Source organism: Hyphococcus sp., from assembly GCF_965228385.1.
Taxonomy (GTDB): domain Bacteria; phylum Pseudomonadota; class Alphaproteobacteria; order Caulobacterales; family Parvularculaceae; genus Hyphococcus.
Window position 1 is genome coordinate 1,521,858 of the sequence record NZ_OZ245810.1, and the last position, 19,876, is coordinate 1,541,733.

The 19,876-nt window shown below is 59.7% G+C and carries 16 protein-coding genes; 3 read left to right on the plus strand and 13 right to left on the minus strand.

Translation table 11 applies throughout. The features are described from left to right. Positions 1-5 precede the first annotated feature (5 nt). Positions 6-1,214, minus strand: coding sequence for an acetyl-CoA C-acetyltransferase (locus ACQK2Q_RS07105; RefSeq protein ID WP_425409048.1), 1,209 nt, complete (start codon positions 1,212-1,214; stop codon positions 6-8). Between the two features lie 211 nt (positions 1,215-1,425). Here ACQK2Q_RS07105 and putA point away from each other — a divergent pair, with 211 nt between their 5' ends. The 3 genes from putA (at position 1,426) to ACQK2Q_RS07120 (ending at position 7,226) form a co-directional block, all read left to right on the plus strand. Then, the gene (gene putA / locus ACQK2Q_RS07110) at positions 1,426-5,103 is read left to right on the plus strand and encodes a bifunctional proline dehydrogenase/L-glutamate gamma-semialdehyde dehydrogenase PutA (RefSeq protein ID WP_425409049.1); all 3,678 of its coding nucleotides are present in this window, start codon (positions 1,426-1,428) and stop codon (positions 5,101-5,103) included. 105 nt (positions 5,104-5,208) lie between these two features. Continuing rightward, on the plus strand, positions 5,209-6,414 hold the full coding sequence (locus tag ACQK2Q_RS07115; RefSeq protein ID WP_425409050.1) for a sensor histidine kinase: 1,206 nt from the start codon (positions 5,209-5,211) through the stop codon (positions 6,412-6,414). Continuing rightward, positions 6,411-7,226 (plus strand): LytR/AlgR family response regulator transcription factor, encoded by an 816-nt coding sequence (locus ACQK2Q_RS07120; RefSeq protein WP_425409051.1) that lies wholly within the window; start codon positions 6,411-6,413, stop codon positions 7,224-7,226. The genes ACQK2Q_RS07115 and ACQK2Q_RS07120 overlap by 4 nt, the downstream gene beginning before the upstream one ends. Positions 7,227-7,240: 14 nt before the next feature. On the opposite strand, the gene mobA is transcribed toward ACQK2Q_RS07120, so the two are convergent. From mobA to ACQK2Q_RS07180, 12 genes are all read right to left on the minus strand, one after another. Beyond that, positions 7,241-7,828 (minus strand): molybdenum cofactor guanylyltransferase, encoded by a 588-nt coding sequence (mobA, locus tag ACQK2Q_RS07125; RefSeq protein WP_425409052.1) that lies wholly within the window; start codon positions 7,826-7,828, stop codon positions 7,241-7,243. Between the two features lies 1 nt (position 7,829). Continuing rightward, positions 7,830-9,032 (minus strand): gephyrin-like molybdotransferase Glp, encoded by a 1,203-nt coding sequence (glp, locus tag ACQK2Q_RS07130; protein ID WP_425409053.1) that lies wholly within the window; start codon positions 9,030-9,032, stop codon positions 7,830-7,832. 3 nt (positions 9,033-9,035) lie between these two features. Continuing rightward, complete coding sequence (moaC, locus tag ACQK2Q_RS07135; RefSeq protein WP_425409054.1) at positions 9,036-9,515, minus strand: cyclic pyranopterin monophosphate synthase MoaC; 480 nt, start codon at positions 9,513-9,515, stop codon at positions 9,036-9,038. Beyond that, the gene (gene moaB / locus ACQK2Q_RS07140) at positions 9,516-10,046 is read right to left on the minus strand and encodes a molybdenum cofactor biosynthesis protein B (protein ID WP_425409055.1); all 531 of its coding nucleotides are present in this window, start codon (positions 10,044-10,046) and stop codon (positions 9,516-9,518) included. A gap of 3 nt (positions 10,047-10,049) precedes the next feature. Then, positions 10,050-10,505, minus strand: coding sequence for a molybdenum cofactor biosynthesis protein MoaE (locus ACQK2Q_RS07145; RefSeq protein WP_425409056.1), 456 nt, complete (start codon positions 10,503-10,505; stop codon positions 10,050-10,052). A gap of 5 nt (positions 10,506-10,510) precedes the next feature. Beyond that, the gene (locus ACQK2Q_RS07150) at positions 10,511-10,762 is read right to left on the minus strand and encodes a MoaD/ThiS family protein (RefSeq protein WP_425409057.1); all 252 of its coding nucleotides are present in this window, start codon (positions 10,760-10,762) and stop codon (positions 10,511-10,513) included. 2 nt (positions 10,763-10,764) lie between these two features. Next, positions 10,765-11,763, minus strand: a complete 999-nt coding sequence (gene moaA / locus ACQK2Q_RS07155; protein ID WP_425409058.1) for a GTP 3',8-cyclase MoaA — start codon at positions 11,761-11,763, stop codon at positions 10,765-10,767. A gap of 157 nt (positions 11,764-11,920) precedes the next feature. After that, the gene (locus tag ACQK2Q_RS07160) at positions 11,921-13,621 is read right to left on the minus strand and encodes a formate--tetrahydrofolate ligase (RefSeq protein ID WP_425409059.1); all 1,701 of its coding nucleotides are present in this window, start codon (positions 13,619-13,621) and stop codon (positions 11,921-11,923) included. A gap of 43 nt (positions 13,622-13,664) precedes the next feature. Beyond that, positions 13,665-14,474, minus strand: coding sequence for a formate dehydrogenase accessory sulfurtransferase FdhD (fdhD, locus tag ACQK2Q_RS07165; RefSeq protein ID WP_425409060.1), 810 nt, complete (start codon positions 14,472-14,474; stop codon positions 13,665-13,667). 155 nt (positions 14,475-14,629) lie between these two features. After that, entirely contained in the window at positions 14,630-17,497 is a 2,868-nt protein-coding gene (gene fdhF / locus ACQK2Q_RS07170) for a formate dehydrogenase subunit alpha (protein WP_425409061.1), read from the minus strand. Positions 17,498-17,709: 212 nt separating this feature from the next. Next, positions 17,710-19,248 (minus strand): formate dehydrogenase beta subunit, encoded by a 1,539-nt coding sequence (locus tag ACQK2Q_RS07175; protein WP_425409062.1) that lies wholly within the window; start codon positions 19,246-19,248, stop codon positions 17,710-17,712. Continuing rightward, a complete protein-coding gene (locus ACQK2Q_RS07180; RefSeq protein WP_425409063.1) occupies positions 19,245-19,703 on the minus strand; it encodes an NAD(P)H-dependent oxidoreductase subunit E in 459 nt (152 codons plus the stop codon). The genes ACQK2Q_RS07175 and ACQK2Q_RS07180 overlap by 4 nt, the downstream gene beginning before the upstream one ends. Between the last annotated feature and the right edge of the window lie 173 nt (positions 19,704-19,876).

Consider the following 19,876-nt stretch of genomic DNA (forward strand, 5'->3'; position numbering starts at 1 on the left):
TCTGACTAGACGCGCTCGATGATGGTCGCCGTGCCCATGCCGGCGCCGATGCACAGCGTAATCAGCGCCGTTTCTTTTCCCGAGCGTTCAAGCTCGTCCACCATGGCGCCGAAAATCATTGCGCCCGTGGCGCCGAGCGGATGCCCCATGGCGATGGCGCCGCCATTCACGTTGATATCGGAATGATCGATATCGAGGGCCTGCATGAAGCGTAAGACAACGGAAGCGAAAGCTTCGTTCAGCTCCCACAGATCAATGTCCTTTTTATCCATGCCGGCGCGCTTCAGCGCTTTTTGGGCGGCGAATTCCGGCCCGGTGAGCATGATCGTCGGCTCCGAGCCGATCGACGCCATGGATCTGATGCGTGCGCGCGGCTTAAGCCCGAGTTTTTTGCCGATCTCCTCATTGCCCAGCAGCACCGCGGCGGCGCCGTCGACGATGCCGGAGGAGTTGCCGGCGTGGTGAACGTGATTGATCTTTTCAAGCTCGGCGTATTTCTGGATCGCCACAGCATCGAAGCCGAAATTCTCGCCAAGCATGGCGAAGGACGGATTGAGCGCGCCCAGCGATTGCATGTCGGTGTTTTCGCGTACGGTTTCATCATGATCGAGCACCGTCGCGCCCATTACGTCCTTGACCGGCATGATGGATTTTGAAAACCGCTTTTCCTCCCACGACTTTGCGGCGCGCTTCTGGCTTTCCACGGCGTAGGCGTCCACATCATCGCGCGAGAACCCGTATTTGGTAGCAATCAGATCTGCGGAAATGCCTTGCGGGACGAAATAGGTCTTGAACGCCGTCGCCGGGTCGGCCGGCCAGGCGCCGCCGTCGGACCCCATGGGCACCCGGCTCATGGATTCAACGCCGCCGCCGATGGTCATTTCCGCTTCGCCCGCCTTGACCTTAGCCGCGGCGATATTCACCGCTTCAAGCCCGCTGGCGCAAAAACGGTTCACCTGGATGCCGGACGTGGTTTCCGGATAGCCCGCGTTCAAGATGGCCGTGCGCGTCACGACAGCGCCCTGCTCGCCCACCGGAGACACACAACCGAAAGCCACATCCTCAATAGCGCCCGCATCGATTTCGTTGCGGTCGCGCACAGCCTCCAGCACCTGCGTCGCCAGTTCGACCGGCGTAATTTCATGGAGCGAGCCATCCGCTTTGCCTTTGCCGCGGGGCGTGCGCACGGCGTCGTAAATATAGGCTTCCGTCATGGGGGGCGTTCCTTTCAGGCCTTGACTGTTAAATTTTGGCGCAACGGCTTAAAGCCGACGCTTTTTTCACGCCCTAGTTAGGCCCCGCAAAAGTCCAGCGCAATGGCGCAATGCAGCAGAACCGCTGCAAAACAAGACCAGCGCCGCCAGTTTCAACAACGCGCCGAATGAGCTAAGCCATTGCCGCCATTGAACACGATCCAGGAATCCCATGAGCGCTGAACGCAGTCTGGAAGAACACCGCAAACACATTCGCGATCACTATCTGGAGCCGGAAGAACAGCTCGCGCCCGCCATGGTCGCGGCCGCCGATCTGGATCAGGCGCTGCGGGACGCCGCGCAGGAAAGAGCGGCTGAATTTGTCCGCGCCGCGCGGGCCGGCGCGGCGCGTTCAGGCCTTATCGACAAGTTTTTACAGGAATACGGGCTCTCGACGGCTGAGGGCGTCACCCTCATGCGCCTCGCGGAAGCGCTGTTGCGAACGCCGGACGCCGCGACCGCGGACGCACTCATCGAAGATAAAATCGAGGCCGGCGACTGGGCTTCCCACCAAGGCAAAAGCCCTTTTCCGCTCGTCAATTTTTCCACCCGCGCGCTGATGCTGACCTCCGCCTGGCTCGACGACGTCGAACCGAAAGATCCTTTGGGCAAAATGGCGGCGCGCACCAAGGCCGTCCTCGACCGGCTCGGCGAGCCTGTGATCCGCGCATCCGTCGGTCAGGCCATGCGCATCATGGGCGAACATTTCGTGCTGGGTGAAACCATCGAAGCGGCGATGAAGCGCGCAAGAGGCTTCGCCGAAAAGGGCTACGTTTTTTCTTTCGACATGCTTGGCGAGGCGGCGCGCACCGACCGGGACGCGTTGAAATATTTTGACGATTACAGTGAAGCCATCGCCGCGATTTCAAAACACAGCACGCATGCGCGCGCGGCGGACAATCCCGGCATTTCCGTCAAACTGTCGGCGCTTCATCCGCGCTACGAATACACAAACAAGGAGCGTGTGCTGAACGAGCTTGGCGAGCGCATCCGTGATCTCGCCGTAATGGCGCGCAATGCCAATATGGGATTCAATATCGACGCTGAAGAAGCCGACCGGCTCGATATCTCCCTCGACATCATGGAAATGCTGATGCGGGACCCTGCGCTGGCGGGGTGGGACGGCTTCGGCGTGGTGATCCAGTCCTATCAGCGCCGCGCAATGTTCGTGATCGACTGGCTGGCGACGCTGGCGCGCGATACAGGCCGCCGCGTGATGGTGCGCCTGGTGAAAGGCGCTTATTGGGACTCCGAGATCAAACGCGCACAGGTAATGGGCCTCGAAAGCTACCCCGTTTATACGCGCAAAGTGTTGACCGACGTCAGTTTTATTGCCTGCGCTCGAAAACTGCTTGAAGCGCGGGATGTGTTCTATCCGCAATTCGCGACCCATAACGCCCTGACCGCCGCTATGGTGCAGGCGATGGCGGGCGACGGCGACGATTACGAGTTGCAGCGCCTGCATGGCATGGGCGAAGCGCTGCATGACAAGCTTCTGGCGACCGGCTCTCGCTCGCGCATCTACGCGCCTGTGGGCGGTCATAAGGAACTGCTGCCCTATCTTGTGCGCCGGCTGCTGGAAAACGGCGCAAACTCGTCTTTCGTCAATCAGCTCATCGATCCGGATTTATCCGTTGACGATGTGGTCGCCGATCCCTTCGACGAAATCGCCGAACTGGAGACTTATCCAAACCCGCTCATCCCGGCGCCGCGCGATCATCTTGGCGGACGCCTCGCCGCCAAGGGCTGGGACGAAACCCATCCGCCCACGGCGGCGGCGATGTCGCCGGCAGCGCGCGAAACGCTTCCCTATATTTACGCCCACGCATTGATTGACGGCGCCACGCCCGAGAGCCGCAAAAACGATGAGGCTATAATTCTTAAAAACCCCGCCCGACCCGGTGATGCAATTGGCGAGGTGTCGCCAGCCGCAGCGCATGATGTAAATCGCGCCTGTGAGCAAGCGGCGGCTTTTGCCGGCGAATGGGCGGCGACGCGTGTTCGCGAACGCGCTGACGTCATTCGCCGCGCCGCAGACCTTCTCGAAGAGCGCGGCGAGCATTTTATGGCGCTTTGCGTTTTCGAAGCGGGCAAGAGCTGGCCGGATGCGATCGCCGAAGTCCGCGAAGCCGTGGATTTTCTACGCTATTATCCGGATCGCGCCGAAGCGCTGACCGGCGAGCCTGTGGGCGTCATCGCCTGTATCTCGCCCTGGAATTTCCCGCTTGCCATTTTCCTCGGGCAAATCACCGGATCGCTCTGTGCAGGAAACTGTGTGATCGCCAAACCCGCCGAGCAAACGCCGCTGATTGCATTCGAAGCCGTCAAATTGCTGTTCGACGCAGGCGTCCCGGCCGGCGCCTTATATTATCTGCCGGGCGACGGCCCGTCGGTCGGCGCGCCCCTGACGTCCAATCCGAATATCAACGGCGTTGTCTTTACAGGCTCCACCGGCACGGCGCAGGCGATCAAAAAAACGCTGGTTGAGAGCGGGCGCCATGACGCCGCCCTGATCGCCGAGACCGGCGGCATCAACGCCATGATCGTCGATTCAACCGCGCTGCTGGAAGCCGCCGTTATCGACACAATCGATTCCGCGTTTCAAAGCGCTGGACAGCGGTGTTCCGCATGCCGCGTTGTCTGCGTGCAGGAAGACATTGCCGATCAGTTCAACGACATGCTCGCCGGCGCCATGGCGAAACTGCAGGTCGGCGATCCGGCGAAACTGTCGACCGATGTCGGGCCGGTGATCGACACAGAGGCGCGCGATAACATTCAGCGCAATACTGACAGACTTGAAAGGGATGCAAGGCTGATCGCCCGCACGCCGGAGGTTGCGGGCGACGTGAACGGAACTTTTATCCGTCCGGCGGCGTATGAAATCAGCGCGCTGTCAGAGCTGAAACAAGAGATCTTCGGACCCGTTTTGCATGTCGTGCGCTTCAAGTCGAATGGCCTGGAAGCGCTGGTCGAAGACATCAATGCGCTTGGCTACGGCCTCACCATGGGCGTTCACTCGCGCATCGACGAGACCATGGAGCGCGTGGCGCGGCGGGCGCGTATCGGCAATATCTATGTCAACCGCAATCAGATCGGCGCCGTTGTCGGGGTGCAGCCATTTGGCGGCGAAGGCTTTTCGGGCACGGGTCCGAAAGCGGGCGGTCCGCACTATCTAAGCGCGCTGACAAATCGCTCGCGGCCGGAAGGCGGCGGCTCACCTAATGTCGCCGATGGCGAAATCACGAAAGCTGAACAGGCGGCGTTGTCCGCAGCGGCGAACGCCTATCTTCCCTGGTCGCTCGCCGATCGTTCGACAATTTTGCAGCAGGCTTTTTCCGCCGCCGGTGATAACGCCAGTCTGGACATGGTCGGGCGTATGCTCGCCGCTCTCTCCGCGCAAACAGAACTTCCCGGCCCCACCGGCGAGGCCAATACATTAAAGCAACGCGGTCGGGGCGTCGCATTATGCCTCGGCGGAAACGGCGCCTTGATAAATCAGGTTGCTTGCGCCCTGGCTGCGGGCAATCCCGTGCTGGCGCTACACGATGACGCCATGGCGGCTCTGTCGAACGCGCTCGACAAATCCGGCGCGCCGGACGGATTGCTGACAGTTCTGGGCGAAAATACGACCAGCGCCCTTCTGCTTGACGACCGCATCAGCGCAGTCGTCTTTGACGGCGGCGAAAAAGGCCGTGCAGAGATCGAATCGGTGCTGGCGCGGCGCAGCGGACCGATTATTCCGTTACTTTCCACTATGGATGAGCCCTGGCGTTTCGCGACAGAGCGGACATTAACCATCAATACGACGGCGGCCGGCGGCGACGTTCGATTGTTGTCCCTGACGGAATAGGGTTATTATGACGGGTCGCGGACAAATCGCTGCGACGTTTATCGCATGGCGGAGGCTGTTCGCCGCAGCGCGCCTTGTATTACGGCGAAGACAGGCCTTGTTTCCATGAACAAACCCGAGACTGTAAAAATGAGTGCTGCTGACATCGCCCCCGATCGCGCCGGACCGTTCATTTCCGACCAGGGCCGGTCGCGCCAATGGATGAACTGGTTTTTCGCCGACAAGGGCCGGATGTTCTGGATTCTCCAGACCGCCGGCTGGCTCGGTTTTTTTGCGCTTCATATTCTCAGCGTTTCCACATTCGTGGCGGGGCGCACCTCCATCGCCCTTCTCTACTCCGCCGCATCGTCGCTGATCGGTTTTTTAACGACCAGCATACTGGCGCGCCCGATCTATCGGTTTGCGCGCCGTCAGGGACCGATACTGATCCTTTCCATTGTGATTATTTCCACGATCGCCATGGCGGTTTTGATGTCCGCCATGAAAGCGCAGACATTCGGTTTTCTGATCGGTCAGGAATGGATGGAGCTGAACGGCGATAATCTGGGCACGATCAATTATCTGCTGCTGTTGCTGCCCAGCATGCCCGCGAACCTGTTTCTTCTCGGGTCATGGGCCGGCTTTTACTTCGGCATCAACTATTATCTGAAGCTGCGCAATGAAATGGAACGGACAATATTGTCCGCAAGGCTCGCCGATCAGGCGCAACTGAAAATGCTGCGCTATCAGCTAAACCCGCATTTTCTGTTCAATACGCTGAACGCCATATCGACGCTTGTACTGGAGCAGGACGGCAAACAGGCGAACGCCATGCTGACGCAATTGTCGGCTTTCCTGCGCTATTCGCTCGACAGCGATCCCTTGCAGAAAACCACCCTCGCCGAAGAAGTGCGGGCGCTGGAACTATACCTCGCGATTGAAAAAACCCGCTTCGGCGACCGCCTGACGGTGACCTTTGATATCGAGGAGGAAACGAAAGACGCGTATGTTCCTTCGCTGATCCTGCAGCCGGCCATCGAGAATGCGATCAAATACGCCATCGCGCAAATGGAAAGCGGCGGCGAAATCACCATCATTGCAAAACGCGAAGGCGGCGCGCTGGTTCTGAAAGTCTGCGACAACGGTTTGAATGCGCCGGAAGATCCGGCGGCGCTTTTGCGCAATGTCAAAACCGGCGTCGGTCTTGTGAACATGCGCGACCGGTTGAATTATCTTTATCAGGGACGCGCCGAATTCAGCCTGTGCCATGTGGATCCGCAGGGCTTGTGCGTCAGCCTTAGAATGCCTTTTGAAAATCGGGGACAAAAATGAGTGACGAAAAAATCCGGGTGATGCTTGTCGACGACGAACCGCTTGCCTTGCGGGGGCTGAAACTGCGGCTGGAAAATTTTCCTGAAATTGAAATCATTGGCGAATGTTCAAACGGGCGCGAAGCGGTGAAGGATATCAGGGCGAAATCGCCTGACCTTGTGTTCCTTGATATTCAAATGCCGGGACTGGACGGCTTCGGCGTCGTCCGCGCGCTGATCGGCGGCCCCGCCCCGCTTTTCGTTTTCGTCACCGCCTACGACAAATACGCCATCGACGCCTTTGAGGCGAACGCGCTCGATTATATCGTCAAGCCGGTCGAGGATGAGCGGTTGAGCGACGCAATCCATCGCGCGCGCGAGGCGCTGAAGAGCAAGGTCGCCGCCAATCGCGAATCGAAACTGATTGAAATGCTGGCTTCGCTTTCCGATGACGATCGCGACCGCATCAAGGAACTGATCAACGATCCCGCATGGTCGGAAAAGCAGCGCTATTCCGAAAGGCTTTCGTTCAAGGACGGCTCGAAAGTCGTCATGCTGATGGCCGACGAGATCGAGTGGATCGACGCCGCCGGCGATTATATGTGCATCCATGCAGGCGGCAAAACCCATATTATCCGGGAGACCATGAAAGCGCTCGAGCAGCGGCTTGACCCGGCGCGTTTTCAGCGCGTGCACCGTTCCGCCATCGTCAATATCGGCAAGGTGAAGGAACTGCATCCCCATTCGAACGGCGAATATTTCCTGATTCTGGAAAACGGGTTTGAGCTGAAGCTGTCGCGTTCCTACAAGGAAGTCGTCGCGCGCTTCTTATAGTTTACCTGCTGTTGCTAGACCCGGCGCAAGTCTTTTTCCGCGCGCGCAAGATCTTCGGGCGTATTGATATTGCGGAATAGTTCGCCGCCGGGGAATACGATTTCCATTGCGGCGGCGCGGTTCGCCAGTGTTTTCAGCGCCAGCCCCTCGCCCGGCGTGGACGTCTTAAAGACTTTGCGCAAGTCATCGCACCGCCACCATGCAGATGTCGGATGCGTCCCGGCGTCGTCGCGCGCGACGGCGCTGCAATCCGCCGCGTGGAGTTTTTCAAACAAATCGCCGGGGAAAAACGGCCCGTCCACGGGCGCCGTTACTATTCCATCCGTATCCGGCGCATTTTGCTGAAGCCAGACAAGCGCAGACCACAATCCCGCCGCAGGTCCCGCCGGCCCGTCGTCCCGATCTGGTAAATTTTGACAGCGCGTTTCGTAATCATCGGGCCCGGCAATGAGTATCTGATCGCATTGCGGCGCAAGCCGGGCGATGACAATGTCAATCAACCGCCGCCCGCCAAGCATCAAAGCGGCCTTTTCCGCGCCGCCCATGCGCCTTGCGCCGCCGCCGGCGAAGATCAGGCCATAACGCGGCTTTTTCGCTGTCACGTCACGCCGCCTGCCGCAGCCACAAGATTTCCACCTCGTCGCCTTCCTTTGCCGCCGGCGCGTTCGCCAGTCGCCGGATCAGCGCGTTCGAGCGGGCGAACGGAAACAGTAAGGAACTGTCCTGATCATCGGCGGGAACCGCATTATATCCGTATACTAATGGACTGACCTCCGCGCGCAAATACGCCTCGCGCGCGCTGTTCGCTTTCAAGGGGCGGGAAAGCGCTGCTTTTTCGAACACAGACCCTTCTGTGGCAGCGTGTCCGGCAAGGCGGCGCGCCAGCGGCTGCACAAAGAGCGCTGCGGTCACAATCGCCGAGGCGGGATTGCCCGGCAGGCCGATGATGCGCGCGCTTCCCAGCCGCCCGTGCCATGTGGGCTTGCCCGGTCTGACCGCGACTTTTTCAAAAACAATGTCGCCGCCTTCTTTTGCAAACGCAGTCTTCACAAAATCATAATCGCCGACGGAGGCGCCGCCGATAGGGACGATAATATCGGCGTTTCTTGCGCGCGCGAAAAATTCGCGAATGGCGTCTTCATTATCGGCGGCGCGCCCCAGATATTCCGGAGCGCCGCCCCAGCGCTCCACCATGGCCGACAATGCGTAATGATTGGAATTCACGATCTCGCCCGGCCGCAAATCCCCGCCCGGTTCAATCAATTCATCGCCGTTGGAAAAGAGCGCGACTGTCGGGCGCCCGATGACGCGCGCTTCGCTGATATTGCCCGCCGCGAAAATCGCGCCGTGTATTTCATGCAGCCGCTCGCCGGCCTGCGCCAGCCTGTCGCCTTTTTTGAAATCGATTCCGGCCGGACGGATATGGCGCGGCGCGTCGGCCGTTTCCGTAACGGTGATGCGCTCTCCGTCGCGCGTTACTTTTTCCTGAATGATCACATGATCCGCGCCATCGGGAATGACGCCGCCGGTAAAAATACGCACGGCCTCGCCTGTTCGGATTTCACCTTTAAAAGGCGCGCCGGCAGGCGCCTCGCCGATCACTTTCAATGAAACGCCGGTCTTCACATCGGCGAACCGGACCGCGTAGCCGTCCATGGCCGATGCGGCGAAAGGCGGCTGCGTCAGTTGAGCAATGACATCTTCCGCAGCAATACGTCCCGTCAGCTTTGCCAGCGGCATCGCTTCCGCCTCCAGCGGCGCGGCGCCGCGAAGGATAGCTGTAACAGCTTCGTCAACGCTCAGCATGATCTAATCATCCCGCCTGAAATCCCCGGATTTGCCGCCGGATTTTTCGACAAGCGCCACGTCTTCTATGGTCATGGATTTATCGATCGCTTTCGCCATGTCGTAAATCGTCAGGCAAGCGGTCATGACAGCGGTCAACGCTTCCATCTCAACGCCGGTCTTGCCGGATGTCTTGACCTCCGCCGTCACGACAAAGACGGACGCCTGATCGTCAGGTTCAACGCGTACGGACAATCCAGTAATCGGCAATGGATGGCATAGGGGGATAAGGTCGCTCGTGCGCTTGGCGCCCATGATCCCGGCCAGTTCCGCGATACTTGCTATATCGCCCTTCTTAACCCCCGCCCGCGCTTTTTTAAAAGCGTCCGGCGAAAACGTCACGCGGCCGCGCGCAACGGCGCGCCGTTCGGTATCCGCTTTGGCGCTCACATCCACCATGCGCGCGCGGCCGGTCTTGTCAAAATGCGTAAGATCGTCAGCCATTTATTTTTCCATGAGGCGCGGCATGATTTCCACAAGATTGCAGGGCCTGTGCCGGGAATCGAGCTGGAATGAAATCACCTTGTCCCAGCCGTCCTTGACCGCGCCGTTGGAGCCCGGCAGCGCGAAGATGAACGTGCCTTTTGCAACGCCGGCGCAGGCGCGCGATTGCAGCGTCGACAGGCCCACGCTTTTAAAACTCTCCTGATGAAAAATTACGGAAAAGCCCTCAATTTCCTTTTCAAACAGCGGCGCCAGCGCTTCCGGCGTGATGTCCCGGCCGGTGAGCCCGGTACCGCCGGTTGAGATGACCACATCGATCTTTTCGTCGTGAATCCACCCGCTGACCGTTTTCTGAATTTCTCCAGTGTCGTCGCGAACGATTGAGCGCGCCGCCACCTCATGGCCGGCGGCGCGAATACGTTCCGCCAGCAGATCGCCTGACGTATCGTCTTTCTCCGTTCTGGTGTCCGAGACGGTCAGCACGGCAATCCGTACGGGAATAAATTTCAGCGTTCCATCAATTCCGGGCATTCGTCAGTTTCCCTCCCGCCATCGTTGCGCGTCTTTATAATCCTCATCGCGCGGTTCGATCCACGCTTCACTGGCGCCCCGGATTTCCTTTTTCCAGAACATGGCCTCGGTTTTCAGATAGTCCATCAGAAAATCTGCCGCCTCGAAAGCGTCGCGCCGGTGCGCAGACGCTACGCAGACCATGACAATCGGCTCGCCCGGCGTGAGAGCGCCGACCCGGTGAATAATAAGCGTATTTTTGATCGCCCATCGCTTTTGCGCAGCCGTTTCGATTTTGGCGATGGAGTTTTCCGTGACGCCCGGATAATGCTCAAGAAAAAGCGAAGTCACCTTTTCGCTGTTCGCCTCCTCGCGCACTTTGCCGAGAAAACTGACGACGGCGCCGGCGCCTTTCGCGGCGCGTTCGAAATTTGCGACTTCGGCGCCGGGGTCAAACGGTTTGTCAGTGATTTTTATCATGCCTTCTAGCCGCCGCTGACCGGCGGGAGAAACGCGATTTCGTCCTTGTCGGTAATCGGCGTATCGCCGGAAGCCATTTCTTCATTGACGATAACGCGTACGGAAATTTCCTGTAGCGCTGCGGCGAGCACGCTGTCGTCCTTGCCGATCGCCGCGATAAGGCCGTTTACAGTTTCAGGCTCTTTTGTAAGCGCCACGTTTCGCTCGCGCGCGCCGGCCAGATCGCCGAGCTTGCCGAAAAACAAAATCCGCGCCATCGCTAACCGCCAGTTACCGACATATGCCGTGAAACAGATGGCGCAGCGCCCCGCTCGGAAATATCAAACGCATGGCGCTCCGGCTTTTTCAACATGGCCCGGCCGAGCGCAGCATCAAGCGCCGCGTCCGGCTTCTCGCTTCGGAGCGCCGCACGCAGGTCGATCCGGTCCGAATGCCCGAGGCACATATAGATCTGGCCCGTACAGGTGACGCGCACGCGATTGCAGCCGGCGCAGAAATTATTCGTCAGCGGCGTGATCATACCGAGTACGCCGCCGGTGTCTTCCACTTTGACGTAGCGCGCAGGGCCGCCCGTGCGCATTTCCAGCGGCGTCAGCGTCCATTGCGTCCGAAGATTATCCTCAACCGCTGTCAGCGGGAGATATTGATCGACGCGGTCCGCCTCAATCTCGCCGAGGGGCATAACTTCAATCAGCGTCAGGTCCATGCCGCGTCCGTGCGCCCACGCGATCATGGCGGGGATTTCATCTTCGTTGACGCCTTTCAGCGCTACGGTGTTGATTTTGACTTTAAGCCCCGCCGCCTGCGCCGCATCAAGGCCGGCAAGCACTTTCGACAGGGCGTTGCGCCGCGTCAGGCCGGCGAATTTTTCATCGTCGAGCGTATCCAGCGAGACGTTGACGCGCTTGACGCCGACAGATCGCAAAACGTCCGCGTGGTGAACAAGCTGCGTCGCATTCGTCGTCAGGGTGAGCTCTTCAAACTCGCCCGCTTCAAGACGCCGCCCCAGCCGCGCCATCAACGTCATGATATCGCGGCGCACCAGCGGCTCACCGCCCGTAATGCGAATTTTCTTAACGCCCCGGTCGATAAACGCGCCGGAAAGCTGCTCAAGCTCCTCAAGGCTCAAGACCTCTCGCTTGGGCAGGAACGTCATGTGCTCGGCCATGCAGTAAGCGCAGCGCAAATCGCACCTGTCCGTCACCGAGAGGCGAAGATAGGTGATGTTGCGTCCGAATGTGTCGGTCAGTTTTTTCATCGCCCTAATCATACCACGCCGGCGCAAGGCTGAGCAAACTGGAACAGGGCTTTTCCTCCCCCGTTTATGGGGGAGGTGTCAGCGAAGCTGACGGAGGGGGTTAACCCCCATCCCCGGCTTCGCCGGTACTTCCCCCGTACACGGGGGAAGAGTTCTCTCACGCCAGACCAACGATATCGCCATTTTCATCAAGGCCGATCTCCAGCGCCGCCGGTTTTCTGGGCAGGCCGGGCATTACCATGATGTCGCCGCAAATCGCCACGACAAACCCCGCCCCCGCTGACAGACGCGCCTCGCGCACCTCAAGCGTGTGGGCTTGCGCCGCGCCGACCGCCTTTGCGTCAGTGGAAAAACTGTATTGCGTCTTGGCGATGCAGACGGGCAGTTCGCCATAGCCGAAGGATTCAAACTGCTTCAGGCTGCGCGCAGCGCTGGAATGAAACTCCACATGGTCCGCGCGATAAATTTCCCGCGCGATGGTTTCTATCTTCTTGGCCAGCGGTATTTCATCCGTATAAAGATATTTTGGCTCGCCATGCGCCGCCTCCAGCTGCGCCTTCAAGACTTCCGCCAGCGCAACCGTCCCCGCGCCGCCCTTCGCCCAGTGCTTGGCGATGGCGGAGGAGACGCCCTGCTCCGCGCAGATGCGCTGAACAACGCCGATTTCATCATCCGTATCCTTGACAAAGTGATTGATCGCAACGATCGGCGTGATACCGAATTTTTTGAGATTTTCGATATGCCGGATAAGATTGACGCAGCCGCGCTCAACCGCTTCTGCGTCAGGCGCAACAAGATCCGTTTTGGCGACGCCGCCCTGCATTTTCAGCGCGCGAATGGTGCAGACCAGCACGACGGCGTCCGGCCACAGGCCTGACTGCCGGCACTTGATGTCGAGAAATTTTTCGGCGCCCAGATCAGCGCCGAACCCCGCCTCCGTCACGACCACATCGGCCAGTTTCAGCGCTGTCTGCGTCGCCATTACCGAATTGCAGCCATGAGCGATATTGGCGAACGGACCGCCGTGAATGAACGCCGGATTGTGCTCGATCGTCTGCACAAGGTTGGGCGCAAGCGCGTCTTTCAACAATACCGCCATGGCGCCGTCCGCGCCGATGTCGCGCGCGCGCACCGGGGTTTTGTCATAGCGCAGCGCGATAATAATGTCGCCGAGCCTTCTTTGCAGATCCTTCAGGTCCGCGGCCAAACAGAAGATCGCCATAATTTCGGAGGCGACGGTAATGTCGAAACCGCTCTCGCGCGGCACGCCATGCGCAGGTCCGCCAAGCCCGACATTGATGTTTCTGAGCGCGCGATCATTCATATCGACAACGCGCCGCCAGTTCACGCGTCTCGGATCGATGTTCTGTTCATTCCCCCAGTGAATATGGTTGTCGATCAGCGCCGCCAAAAGAGCGTGTGCGGATGTTATCGCGTGAAAATCGCCGTTGAAATGCAGGTTGATGTCTTCCATGGGCAGAACCTGCGCGCGTCCGCCTCCGGCGGCGCCGCCTTTCATCCCGAAACAGGGGCCAAGCGACGGCTCGCGCAGGCAGACCATGGCGTTCATGCCGATTTTATTCAGCCCGTCGGTCAGGCCGACGCTCGTTGTCGTTTTCCCCTCGCCCGCCGGGGTCGGGGTCACCGCCGTCACCAGCACCAGCTTGCCGTTTTTCTCGCTTTCAAGGGAGGCGATATAATCAAGCGAGACTTTGGCCTTGTGGTGGCCGTAAGGGACAAGCGCCTCGGCCGGCGCGCCAAAGCGTTCTTTTGCAATATCGAGAATTGGCCGCATGGATGCGGCGCGGGCGATTTCAATATCAGGCACGCCCGGCGCGGGCAGTTTTTGTTCGGTCATGAATCCCCGGTCGGCTTTTGTGCTGTTATTACGCAAGGCATTGTTATGGCGATGACTCCAGTACTTCTACGAAACTTTCGCCCGCGCGGCAGTAAAGCGCAATATTGGCTTCCTGCGCCTTCCTGACGGCAAACGCCGTGGGCCCGGAAACGCTCGCGACGGCGCAAACGCCAAGCCGCGCCGCTTTTTCGATAATCTCGTAAGAACACCGGCTCGACATGAGGACAAAACCGTTTTGCAAATTCATTTCTTCACGCGCCAGCGCGCCCAGCACCTTATCCAGTGCATTATGCCGCCCCACATCCTCCCGCGCGAGCAGGATATCGCCATTCATATCCGCCCATGCGGCGCCATGCACTGTTCTTGTCGTATTGTTTAGCGGTTGATGCTCGCGCAGATTTTCAAGCGCGTTTTTCAATGCAGACGAAGGCAAACGCAATTTCTCATCCGCAGCGCGCGGCAGGGTTTCAAAAAACACGTCCGCATTTTCAAGACCGCAGACGCCGCAGCCGGCCCGGCCAACGATATTGCGGCGCTGCTGGCGCAGGTCGAGCCGCTCCAGCTTTTCAGGCGCGATCGCAATATGTAACTCGATACCGCGCGTGCTTTGATGAATATCGGCCGAAGATATCTCTTCCGGCTTATCAACAACCCGTTCGGTGAGCGAGAACCCGACGGCAAAATCTTCCATGTCGGCGGGCGTCGCCAGCATGACGGCGTAGTTTCGGCGGTTGTAAACAAAGGCGACAGGGATTTCGGCGGGTACGGACCATTGTTTTCCATCGCTAATATCAACCGAATGCTTGATATACGGCGGGACGCCGTGCGTTGTGAATGAAATCTTTTTGCTCATTCCGGCCTATTCCTCCCCCGCCTGCGGGGGAGGTGTCCAAACGCAATCGCGACAGCGATGCGGATGGACGGAGGGGGTTATGTCGCAAGCACCCCCCTCGCCCCCTGCGGGGGCACTCCCCCCGTAAACGGGGGGAGAAAAGCGCGTGCTCGTCATCATTCCGCAGGCTCGGCGACACCCGCATCGAGAATACGGCGCAGTTTCGGCGTTGTGGCTTCGTATTCTTCCTGCCACTGAGATTTATGGTTCGCCGGCGCCACCTCGACGGCGGTGACCTTGTATTCCGGACAGTTGGTCGCCCAGTCGGAATTTTCCGTCGTCACCACATTCACCCCGGTTACCGGATGGTGAAACGTCGTATAGACAACGCCCGGCGCCATGCGCGTCGAAATAACCGCTTTCAGCGTAATCTCGCCCTTGCGGCTTCGGATCGACACCCAGTGTCCGTCATGCACGCCGCGCGCCTCGGCGTCGGCGGGGTGGATTTCCAGAACGTCTTCCTCGTGCCAGTCGGAATTTTGCGTGCGCCGCGTCTGCGCGCCGACATTATATTGCGACAGGATGCGCCCCGTCGTGAGTATCAAGGGGAACTTGCGGGTCGTTTTCTCCGTGGTCGGGACATATTCCGTGGTCACGAAGGCGCCCTTGCCGCGCACGAACCCGTCCACATGCATGATCGGCGTGCCGTCCGGCGCCGCGTCGTTGCACGGCCATTGGACGCTCCCCTTTTCGTCCAGCATGTTGTGGGAGACATGAGCGAATGTCGGCGTCAGCGCCGCAATTTCATCCATGATATCGGCGGCGCTCTCATAGTTCATTTCCGCATAGCCAAGGGCGTTGGTCAGCATTTGCGTTGCTTCCCACTCCTGCACGCCGGGCTGCGCGCGCATGGCGGGCCGGACCCGGTTGATCCGCCGTTCGGCGTTGATGAAACATCCGTCTTTCTCAAGAAATGACGTACCCGGCAGAAAAACATGAGCGAAGCGCGCGGTTTCGTTCAGGAAAAGATCCTGCACGATAATGACGTCCATGGCTTTCAGCGCGGCTTCCACGTGCTGGGTGTTGGGATCGGACTGGGCGATGTCTTCTCCCTGTACATAGAGCCCCTTGTAAGACCCGGCTATCGCCTCGTCGAACATATTCGGGATGCGGTATCCGGGCTCCGCGTCCTGCTCGCGCCCCCAGGCTTTTTCAAATTCGGCGCGCACCGTATCGTCGGAAACATGGCGGTAGCCGGAAAATTCGTGCGGGAACGAACCCATGTCGCAGGATCCTTGCACGTTATTCTGTCCGCGCAAGGGGTTCACGCCGACGCCGCGCCTGCCGATATTCCCCGTCGCCATGGCGAGATTGGCCATGCCCATGACCATGGTCGAGCCCTGGCTGTGCTCGGTGACGCCGAGCCCGTAATAGATCGCCGCGTTCCCGCCCACCGTGCTTCCACCAGTCGCGTAAGTCCGCGCGGCCGCGCGGATGTCCTCAGCCGGAACGCCGGTGACTTTCGCGACCGCCTCGGGAGAATTTTCTTCACCTCTGATGAAATCGAGCCATTCTTTGAACGAGCCAAGATCGCAGCGTTCCTTAACGAACGCATCATCGATCATGTTTTCAGCCGCCGCCACATGCGCGAACGCATTGATCAGCGCGACATTCGTGCCGGGTTGCAACGGCAAGTGATGCGCCGCTTCGATATGCGGCGTTCGCACGAGGTCAATGGCGCGCGGATCGGCGATGATGAGTTTGGCGCCTTTCCGAAGACGCCGTTTCATCTGCGAGGCGAAGACGGGATGCGCGTCGGTCGGGTTGGCGCCGATCAGGAGGATGACGTCCGCTTCCTCGACGCTGTCAAAATCCTGCGTTCCGGCGGATGTGCCGAAAGTCTGTTTCAGGCCGTAACCGGTCGGCGAGTGACAGACGCGCGCGCAAGTGTCGATATTATTGTTGCCGAACGCCGTGCGCACCATTTTCACCACCGCCCAGACTTCTTCGATGGTGCAGCGGGACGATGAAATCGCGCCGATGGATTTGCGACCGTATTTTTCCTGCGTGGTTTTCAGGCGCGCCGCAGCGAAGTCGATGGCGTCCGCCCAGTTCACTTCACGCCATGGGTCAGTGATCTTCTCGCGGATCATCGGCTTCGTGATCCGGTCCTTGTGCGTGGCGTAGCCCCACGCAAAGCGCCCCTTGACGCAAGAATGGCCGTGATTGGCCTTGCCGTCCTTGTGCGGCGTCATGCGGATGATCTGATCGCCCTTCAACTCCGCCTTGAACGAGCAGCCGACGCCGCAATAGGCGCAGGTGGTGAGGACGGTTCTGTCCGGTACGCCGTGTTGGACAACCGACTTTTCCTGCAAGGTCGCAGTCGGGCAAGCCTCAACACAGGCGCCGCAGGAAACGCATTCGGAATCGAAAAAGTCCGCGCCGCCGACGGAGACCTTTGAGTCAAAGCCGCGCCCCTCAATCGTCAGCGCCAGCGTGCCTTGCACCTCATCGCAAGCCCTGACGCAGCGCGAGCAGACAATGCATTTCGAAGGGTCGAATTCGAAATAAGGATTGGAGACGTCTTTCGCCTTGTCCAGATGATTGTCGCCGTCATAACCGTATCGCACATCGCGCAGGCCCACCGCGCCCGCCATATCCTGTAACTCGCAATCGCCATTATCCGAACAGGTAAGGCAATCGAGCGGGTGATCGGAGATATAAAGCTCCATCACGCCCCGGCGCAGCTTTGCGAGGCGGTCCGTCTGGGTGCTGATTTTCATGCCTTCCGCGACCGGCGTCGTGCACGAAGCCGGGGTTCCCTTGCGGCCTTCGATCTCGACAAGGCACAGGCGGCAGGAACCGAAGGCCTGCATAGTATCGGTGGCGCAAAGCTTCGGGATGGAGATATCCGCCTCGGCGGCGGCGCGCATGACGCTGGCGCCTTCCTCGACGTCAACCTTGAAACCGTCAATCTCCACCGTCACTTTTTTATCGGTCTTCGGTTTTGGCGTGCCGTAGTCTTTTTCTTTCAATAAACTCATTGCGGGAGGCCCTCCTCCTTGGCGGTCGGCTCGAAACCAATACGGCCCTCATCCTGAGGCGTCTTTTTCGCAATCCGCAGATTGCGGAAAAGCCTCGAAGGATGTGAGACAGTTTCCAAGTGCGCCGCACATCCTTCGAGGCAAACGCGTTGCGGTTGCGCCTCAGGATGAGGCGTTTTTTTGTAGCCAGGGGCAAGCGAGATACCGGTCATCTATGTTTTAATCCCGAAATCTTCCGGAAAATGTTTCACCGCGCTTTGCACGGGGATCGGCGTCATGCCGCCCATGGCGCAGAGCGAACCGTCGACCATTAATTCGCACAAATCGTCGAGCACGGTCAGATTCTTTTCATGGTCCTTGCGCGCCGCAATGCGGTCGATCACTTCGACGCCGCGCACCGAGCCGACGCGGCAGGGCGTACACTTGCCGCAGCTTTCCTCGACGCAGAATTCGAACGCGTAGCGCGCCTGTTCAAGCAGATTGACGCTTTCGTCGAACACCACGACGCCGCCATGACCGACGCCCGCGCCGTTTTCGAGCATGGTTTCGTAGTCCATGGGCAGATCGAAAAGCGAAGGCGGCAGATAAGCGCCGAGGGGGCCGCCGATCTGCGCGGCGCGGACTTTCTTTCCGCTCAGCGTTCCGCCGCCTATTTCGTTCACCAGGCGCCCGAGCGTCACGCCGAACGCGGTCTCGAACAATCCGCCATGCTTGATATTGCCCGCGAGCTGAAACGGCATGGTGCCCATGGACTTGCCCATGCCGAAATCGCGATAGAATTTCGCACCGCGCGCCATGATCGCAGGAACCGAGCAAAGGGTGATCACGTTATGCACCAGCGTCGGCTTGCCGAAGAGGCCTTCTAGCGCCGGCAGCGGCGGCTTGGCGCGCACTTCGCCGCGTTTGCCTTCAAGGCTGTTCAACAGCGACGTTTCCTCCCCGCAGATGTAAGCCCCCGCGCCCATGAAGACTTCTATTTCGAAACCCTTGCCGGCGCCGCGCACATTATCGCCGAGCAAACCAGCCGCCTTCGCCTTTGCAATCGCTTCTTTCAGCACGCGCTCGGCGACGGGATATTCCGAGCGCAGATAGATATAGCCTTTGGTCGCGCCGACGGCGACGCCGGCGATAATCATGCCTTCGATCAGGGTAAACGGATCGCCTTCCATGATCATCCGGTCCGCGAAGGTGCCGCTGTCGCCCTCATCGGCGTTGACGACGATGTATTTCTCGTCGCCCGGCGCCTCGCTCACGGTCTTCCACTTGATCCCCGCCGGAAATCCGGCGCCGCCGCGCCCGCGCAGGCCGCTTTGCATGATCTCTTCGCAGACCGCGCCCGCGTCCATTTTCAGCGCCTTATCCAGACCGGCGAGGCCGCCATGTTTTCCATAGTCTTCCAGCGACAACGGATCGATGACGCCGCAGCGCTCGAAAATCAGCCGCGTCTGCTGCTGAAAGAATGGGATACCCTCAACCGCGCCGACGCATTTGCCGTGCTCGCCGCCGCCGGCGATCGCATCGAGAAGCGCCGCCGCATCATCTTCGCCGACGGGCCCGTAACCGATGCGCGTTCCCTCGCGCTCCACTTCCAGCAAAGGCTCCAGCCAGTGCATGCCGCGTGAGCCGGTGCGAATAATCTCCAGTTTGATCTTGCGCGTCTGCGCTTCGCGCCTCAGCGCATCGGCGAGATCGTCCGCACCCAGCGCAACGGCGGCGGAATCGAGCGGCAAAAAAACCTTCAGCCGGGTCACGCCGCACGCTCCTTCCTTGCGCGCGAGAGCGCCTTGTCAATTTTGCCGGCGTCGGCCCGCGCCACCAACCGGTCGCCCACCATCGCCGACGGCGCGACCGAACACAGCCCGAGGCAGTAAACGGGCTCCAGAGTCAGATCTTTCGCGGCGGCGGCTTCACCCATTTTCACGGCGTATTTCTTTTCAATCTCGGCGATCAGCGCGCGCCCGCCCGCCGCCTGACACGCCTCCGCCGCGCAAAGCCGCATGACGGTCCCGTCTTTCGGGGCGCGGGTGAAGTCATGATAAAAACTGATCACGCCCTTCACCTCAGCCCGCGACAGGTTGAACAGATCGGCGGCGATTGCATCCGCTTCCGCCGGAATATGGCCATACTGCTTTTGCACGGCGCGCATGGCGGCGATCAGACCGCCGGTGCGGCCGACAAAAGGCTGGATAAGACCCGCAAGGTTCATCGCGGTTTTTTTCCTCCCGTTTGTCTTCCATAATAGCACATAAGGCCCCATTTTCGTTACCGAATTTGAGAAATCTTTTGCGATTTTCGCCCGCTTTGGCGCGCCGGCGCGCGCCCTTGCCGTCCGGCGCGGCGCATCGGCTGCGCGTCAAGGGTTCAATTCCGCCCCGAAAA